This window comes from Microbacterium ginsengisoli (genome assembly GCF_000956535.1).
In the GTDB taxonomy this organism is placed as follows: domain Bacteria; phylum Actinomycetota; class Actinomycetes; order Actinomycetales; family Microbacteriaceae; genus Microbacterium; species Microbacterium ginsengisoli.
The window spans coordinates 22,029-28,250 of the sequence record NZ_JYIY01000052.1 but is presented as its reverse complement, the minus strand read 5'-3'; the positions used below and the strand labels follow the sequence as shown (position 1 = coordinate 28,250).

General features: G+C 70.7%; 9 protein-coding genes. 6 read left to right on the top strand and 3 right to left on the bottom strand.

All coding sequences use genetic code 11. From position 1 onward, the window contains the following. Positions 1-216: 216 nt before the first annotated feature. Genes RR49_RS02040 through RR49_RS02030 form a run of 3 tightly spaced genes read left to right on the top strand, consistent with a single transcriptional unit; the run spans position 217 to position 1,866 of the window. Positions 217-453, top strand: a complete 237-nt coding sequence (locus tag RR49_RS02040) for an antitoxin VbhA family protein (protein WP_045246244.1) — start codon at positions 217-219, stop codon at positions 451-453. Positions 454-457: 4 nt separating this feature from the next. Next, on the top strand, positions 458-1,282 hold the full coding sequence (locus RR49_RS02035) for a Fic/DOC family protein (RefSeq protein ID WP_045246259.1): 825 nt from the start codon (positions 458-460) through the stop codon (positions 1,280-1,282). Beyond that, complete coding sequence (locus RR49_RS02030) at positions 1,279-1,866, top strand: recombinase family protein (protein ID WP_045246242.1); 588 nt, start codon at positions 1,279-1,281, stop codon at positions 1,864-1,866. Before RR49_RS02035 ends, RR49_RS02030 begins: the two co-directional genes overlap by 4 nt. Here the strand turns inward: RR49_RS02030 and RR49_RS02025 are convergent. The 3 genes from RR49_RS02025 to RR49_RS02020 all read right to left on the bottom strand — a co-directional run bounded on the left by RR49_RS02025 (position 1,863) and on the right by RR49_RS02020 (position 2,955). Continuing rightward, positions 1,863-2,072: a helix-turn-helix transcriptional regulator gene (locus RR49_RS02025; protein WP_048809417.1), complete on the bottom strand. Its 210-nt coding sequence runs from the start codon at positions 2,070-2,072 to the stop codon at positions 1,863-1,865. The two genes, RR49_RS02030 and RR49_RS02025, sit on opposite strands and share 4 nt — an antisense overlap. Then, the gene (locus RR49_RS15580) at positions 2,054-2,155 is read right to left on the bottom strand and encodes a hypothetical protein (RefSeq protein WP_048809416.1); all 102 of its coding nucleotides are present in this window, start codon (positions 2,153-2,155) and stop codon (positions 2,054-2,056) included. The genes RR49_RS02025 and RR49_RS15580 overlap by 19 nt, the downstream gene beginning before the upstream one ends. 425 nt (positions 2,156-2,580) lie before the next feature. Then, a complete protein-coding gene (locus RR49_RS02020; protein ID WP_045246239.1) occupies positions 2,581-2,955 on the bottom strand; it encodes a hypothetical protein in 375 nt (124 codons plus the stop codon). Positions 2,956-3,209: 254 nt separating this feature from the next. Between RR49_RS02020 and RR49_RS02015 the strand changes: the two genes are divergently transcribed. From RR49_RS02015 to RR49_RS02005, 3 genes are read left to right on the top strand one after another with little or no spacing between them, the layout of a single operon-like run. After that, positions 3,210-3,608 carry a MobC family plasmid mobilization relaxosome protein gene (locus RR49_RS02015; RefSeq protein ID WP_045246238.1) on the top strand — a complete coding sequence of 133 codons (399 nt, stop codon included), beginning with the start codon at positions 3,210-3,212 and terminating at the stop codon, positions 3,606-3,608. Continuing rightward, positions 3,605-5,305, top strand: a complete 1,701-nt coding sequence (locus tag RR49_RS02010) for a relaxase/mobilization nuclease domain-containing protein (RefSeq protein ID WP_045246237.1) — start codon at positions 3,605-3,607, stop codon at positions 5,303-5,305. The genes RR49_RS02015 and RR49_RS02010 overlap by 4 nt, the downstream gene beginning before the upstream one ends. A 15-nt stretch (positions 5,306-5,320) precedes the next feature. Beyond that, positions 5,321-6,178: a hypothetical protein gene (locus tag RR49_RS02005; RefSeq protein WP_045246235.1), complete on the top strand. Its 858-nt coding sequence runs from the start codon at positions 5,321-5,323 to the stop codon at positions 6,176-6,178. The last annotated feature ends 44 nt before the right edge of the window (positions 6,179-6,222 follow it).

Sequence of the window (6,222 nt, the reverse complement as noted above, 5' to 3'; positions counted from 1 at the left end):
GAACGGGATCATCGAGCTGCACCGCCGCCTCGCCCGCGGCTTCCGCAACCGCGACAACTACCGGCTCCGCATGCTCCTCGCCGCCGGCGGACTCACCCCATGACCCCCACCGAATGTCCGAAGAGCCCCGAAACCCGTTCAGACCGAAACCGCATCTAGACCGTTTTCGGGATACACGGTAGAATAGATCGAGAGCCCGCGAGAGGGGAGCCCACCATGCAGACGTTCGACGTCGAGGACCGTTGGCCCGAGCTGTTCGTGCAGCTCGACGACGTGCAGCGCAACTCCGTCCGTCAGTCCCTCGCCGCCGGCTGGCACGAGGGCTTCAACCCCACCCGCGAGGACGTGGAGAACCTGACCGACTACGCGCGCGGTGCGATTGATTTCGACGAGTACATCCGTCGAGCCGACGCGACCGCGCTGCGCACGGTCGGCGCCGTCGCCGCACGCTGACGTGGTGGATCGGTTCGACACCTGGGAGTCGTATTTCTACCCGGAGACGATCGACCCGCTGACCGGCAACGGCACGCTGCGCAACCTTCTCGACGAGCGGCATCCCGCCGAGCTGGCACGACGAGAGTACGTGCGAACGAACGTGCGCGCGCAACAGATCGAGGGTGGCGCCGTGGCGATCGCCAAGACCTACGACGGCTCCCACCTACGAGCGATCCACCGCCACCTGTTCCAGGACGTCTACGCCTGGGCGGGGGAGTACCGCACGGTCAACATGTCGAAGGGCGTCGGCCGAGGCTTCGGTGACGTCAAGACGGGCGAGGTCGACCGCTACCTGTCGGACGTGCACCAGCTCGTCTCCTCGACCGACTGGCGCCGCCTCGACCGAGGCGACTTCATCGCTCACAGCTCGACGGTGTTCGCCTACGTGAACCAGGCCCACCCGTTCCGGGAGGGCAACGGGCGCACGTCGAAGCTGTTCATGCAGCACGTCGCGGAGCAGAGCCGCTTCGCGTTCGACTACGCCCGCGTCACGCCGGAAGTGTGGAACCAGGGATCGGCGCTCAGCGGGCCGGACCTGTACTCGTACGCTCCCGATCCGCGGTCGCTCGTGCCTGTGTTCGACGCGATCACCGTCGACCGCCGGCAGGGGCAGACGGGCGGGCTCGACGACCCGACACGCGGCCGCTCGGCGCTGCGCGCGAGCTACCCGCAGGCCGCCACGGACGCGACACGGAGCACGCCGCCTGCCGGCGGCATCCAGGGCCGGGGGAGTGCGCCCTACACGCCGGGCGCTCGGTACGGCAACGACCTCGGGGAGGGCCGATGAGCAACGTCGTCGGCTATGCACGGGTGTCTCGTCATGACCAGAACCCGGCAGCTCAGGAGGCCGAGCTGCGCGCGGCCGGCGCCGGCCGCGTGTTCGTCGACCACGGCGAGTCCAGCCGCGTCAAGGACCGGCCGCAGTGGCTCGCGTGCCTGGACTACCTGCGCCCCGGCGACACGCTCATGGTGCGCCGGCTCGACCGTCTCGCCGGCAGCGAGAAGATGGCCATCGAGACGATCACCGACCTGCACGAGCGGGGCGTGAACATCAAGAGCCTCACCGAGCCGGATATCGACACGACGACCCCGATGGGCCGTGCCCTGTTCGGGATCGTCGCCGTGTTCGCCCAGCTCCGCGTCGACACGATCCGGGAGAACACCGTGCGGGGCCTGGCCCATGCACGCGCCGAGGGACGCGTGGGAGGCCGACCCTCGGTGATGACACCGGAACGCACGGCGGCCGCGGCCGACCTCCGCGAGCAGGGCTACAGCTACGAGGAGATTGGGCGCCTCCTCGGCGTCGGCAAGTCCTCCGTTGCACGGGCTCTCGCGAAGCACGATGAGAGCCAGCCTGCCGCCGCGTCCTAGTCGGCCGTGTCGTCGCTGAGCCAGTCCGCGACCTCGGAGCTGAGGTAGCGGATCGTGCGCGGCGTGAGGGTGATGTAGGCAGGGCCGCGGCCCTCGTCTCGGAGTCGTTTGAGGTCGCGCACGTCGACGCCGAGCTGCGCGGCCAGCTCGCCGGGTGTGAGCATCTTGGGTCGCTTGCGGGGGCCGTTCACTGGCACGAGTCGCACCCCGTCTCCTCGGCGGGGTCGACCGGCACCAGGTAGCCGTCGACGCCCTCGACGTCCGTCGCGCTCTGCTGCTGGCCGGCCATCAGTCGGCGTCCCCGGTGACCGTGACCGTGTTCGCCAGGTGGTAGCCGGCTCGACCGTAGTCCGCGAGCTGCCGATCCCGATTGGGCCACGTTGCGAAACAGTCGCGGCCGGTCCTCGTCCCTCGACGGGAGCGTGGTCGTGATCGTCGTGAAGGCAACCGGAGTACTCATCGTGACGTCCTCTCCTTTGGTGTGTGTCCGTCCGAAAGTGGGAAGTTCGGCGCCTGCGCCGAGCTGCCTGCTTTCGGCGGAACACTTGCCGCCTTGCACGCAGTGGAGGGCGGGTCAAGGGGAGCCCGCAGGGCTCTCCCGTAGGGACGCGAAGCGCCCTTGACGCGCACGGAGCGGAGTGCAACCCCGCAACGCGGGGGAACGCCACAGGCCCCGCACCGGGAGCCGGTAGCGGGGCCTGTGGGAAGAACGAATCAGCCGGCCGCGGTGCCCTCGTCGGCCGACGTCTCGGCAGGCTCAGGCGTCGTCCGCGACGCGGCCGGCTTGCGCGCTGCGCGCCGTCTCACACGCGCCTTCTTCTCGGGCTCGGGCAGGCCGATCTTGCGTAGCTCGTCCGCGCTCCACCCGGCGCTCTGCGCGGCGTTGTAGGCGCGCACGTCGTCGCGCTCGGCGTCCGCGACGCGCTCCGCGATCCGCGCTTGCAGATCGGCCAGCTCGCGAGCCGTCTCCTCCTGCACATCGACCAGTCGCTGTCGCGCTTCCGCGACCGCGCGCACAGCGTTGATCCGATCCTCTTGGAGCCGCTTCGCGCGCTCGATTGCTTCCTCTGGTGTCAGTGTCGTAGCCATGCTCCTATCGTACGAATCCGCTCGGCTCCCGTCGATGCCTGCGGCATCGGAAGAGACAGCCGCGGCGGAGCCGCGGGCACTCTCGTCTGTCGACGCGAGCGCATCTGATCGGAGTCCAGGACGGAGCAAGCTATACAGTTAGGTTACCTAACTGGGCTTGATCCTCGACAGGCGGTCGCGGATGCGGCACACTGGACGTGTGGTCCCCGCAGTGTGCGGGGTCGCTGCGCTGGGCCGGGAGAGGCGGTGATCCGATGGATGAGCAGACGCCGAAGGCTCGCGCGTTCACTCGACGTCGCCGCGCGAACGCGACGGGCGGTCGGCTGCACTTCCACAAGGTGGGCGTGACGCCGGAGGAGGGCGGCGAGCTAGCGCGGATTGCGGCCGCTCAGCACGTCACGGTGCCGCGACTGATGGTCGAGGCGGCGCTGTCGTCCGAGCGTGCCGAGACGCCGACCGAGCGCCGTCAGGCGATGGCGGAGATGTTCACCGTCCATCGGCTGCTGGCGGCCATCTCCAACAACGTGAACCAGATGGCGAAGGCGACGAACGCGACGGGGGAGTTGCCCGCGGAGCTGCCGGCTACTCTCGCAGCGGTGCGTCGTGTTGCGGAGCGGCTGGACGAGGCGATTGACAGGCTGTCGGCGTCATGATGCCGAACGTCGTTCGCGGCGATCGTATGTCCGGTCTGCTGACGTACCTGACGGGTCCGGGACGGTCCAATGAGCACACTGAGCCGCACCTTGTCGCAGGCGACCCGGCGTTGCTCGCGTGGCACGACGACGCGGAGTTGGGACGGGATGCCGCGCTGTCGATCGCGCGCCACCTTGACCGACCGAGGACGGCCTACGGCGTCGAGGTCAAGGGCGGGCACGTGTGGCACTGCTCACTGTCGCTGCGCGCCGACGAAGGCCAGCTCACCGACGAGCAGTGGAAGGCGATCGCGGACGACTTCATCAAGGCGATGGAGTTCGACGACAACGACGGAACGAAGGCCCCGTGCCGTTGGGTCGCCGTACGGCACGGTGTCTCGACCAACGGCAACGACCACGTGCACATCGCCGTCAACCTCGTGCGCGAGGACGGCACGAAGGCGTCGATTCACAACGACTTCCACCGCGCCCAGGTCGCGGCCCGCGCCCTCGAAGTGAAGTACGGCTTGGAGGAGTTGGAGTCGTCGAAGGCCGATCGCTCGACCCGCGGCTACGACCCCGCCGAGCGCGAGGCCCAGGCCCGCGGCCGAGCACGAGCGAAGTACGAGCGCGCACGCGCCGACCAACCGTCGACGACGCCGGCATGGGAGCTGCTGGACGGCAACGACCGCCAGGCCCGCATCGCGTCCGAGATGCGCGCCGATCAGCCCCGCTACCTCCTCGCGTTGAAGGTCCGCGGCTGCGCCACGGCATCCGGCGACGAGGCGGAGTTCGTGCGCCGGATGCGTCGAGCCGGGCTCCTCGTCCGGCCCCGCTTCGCGGACGGTCGTACGGACGTCATCACCGGCTACTCGGTGGCCGAGCGACCCGAAGCCGGCGAACGTCCTATCTGGTACGGCGGTGGTCACCTGGGCCGCGACCTGACGTTGCCGCGGCTGCGCGACGGGTGGCCCGACACCCCGACCGGAGCCACCGACGCGGCCGCCGAATGGGCTGCGGCGAAGCGGGGCCGGCGGGTCGTCGCGCCCGGCGCCGAGGCACAGGAACCGGACCCGGAGCTGTGGTCGCGCCGCAACGACGAGCTGCGCGAGCTCGTCGACCGGATGCGGTCGGTTCCGGTCGACGACAGGGACACGTGGGCGACCGTTGCACGGCAGACCGCGGGTGCGTTCGCCGCATGGTCCAACGCGACCGAGGAGACGCCCGGCGACCTCGCCGCGGCGTCCGAAGCGTTGTCGCGATCGGCGCAGACCTACGGGCGCACCGTGCGGCCAGAGAAGGCCGGCACGGTCGCTATCTCCGGGGCGGCGATGCTGCTGGCCAGCGCCATGCGCGGCGGACAAGGAACCGTCGCACAGGCCGCGATGATCCGCCAGCTCCTCCGGCTCACGCAAGCCGTCTACGAGGCCTCCGTAGCCGCGGGACAGGCCCGACAGGCTCGACTCCTCGCTGAGGACGTCCGCGCCCGTCTCACGCGCGTCAGGGACGCGCTGCCGACGTCGGCGCCGGCTGGCGCAGTCGCGACCGCAGAGCGGACGACGACGCTCGACCCGGAAGCTCAGGCCATGCTCGACCGGCTGCGCGCCGGGCAGGCCCTCCCGGTCACCGAGGCGGGTTCTCCCGTCCCGAACCACATCGAGCCGGCACGACCACGAGAGACGACAGGACCGGGCGCAGACCGCGGCCCGGAGCGATAGGAGAGGGGGCCGATCATGGCCGAGGAGACAGACGGAATCGCCGAAGCGTTCGAGGGCCAGGTACGAGTTGCGGTCACCGCGGCCGCACAGGTCGGCCAGGCGATCGCGAACCTGCGAGAGCAGGCCCTACGCCGCGCCACCGCGGCAAGCGAGCAGGAGGCCCGCGAACTGCGATCGCGCCTCGACGCAGAGCGGCAGGCAGCGCGCGCCGAGGTCGCCCACGTCGACCGGGCCGAGTGGTGGGAGAACTCCACCCCGGAGCAGATCGGGCACACCTACCAGGTGGCCCGCGCGTGGCAGTCCGAGGACCAGGAGCTTGCCCGCGCCGAGCAGCGCATGAGCGCCGAGCTGCGCGATCGGTACGGGATCGACACCCGCGACACGGGCGCCGACGCCGACGAGGTGCGCCAGCTCATCCGGCTACAGGCCGAGCGCGCGGAACGCGACCGCGCGGCCGCCGACGCCGAGCGCACACGGGCCGCGGCCGAGGAAGCTGAGGCGCTGCGCCTGCTGGCGTTCGCGGACCAGGAGGACCGTCGAGCGGACGAGGCGCGCGCCGCGGCCGAGTACGAGCCCGACCCGGCCGAACGCGACCGCGCACAGGCGGAAGCCGAGCAGCGCGACGCGATCGCGGACCGCTCCCGCGAGGACGGCAAGAGCCTGTACGACAGCGCCGAGCGGCGCTCGTCGACGGCGGAGGAGCTGGAAGGCCGCGGCATCGCTCAGGAGACGGTGGCGACCCGGATGCGCGCCGACGTGAGCCAGGCGAAGCCGGCCACGGCCGCCGTCGCTGCCGGCAAGACTAAGGCGGCCAAGGCGCGCAAGACGCGCGGCCGCGGCGCCCAGGTGCAGCGCACCGGACTGGACCGCTGAGCGCGCGTCGACGAGCTGCACGAGAGAGGGGCTGCACCACCAGG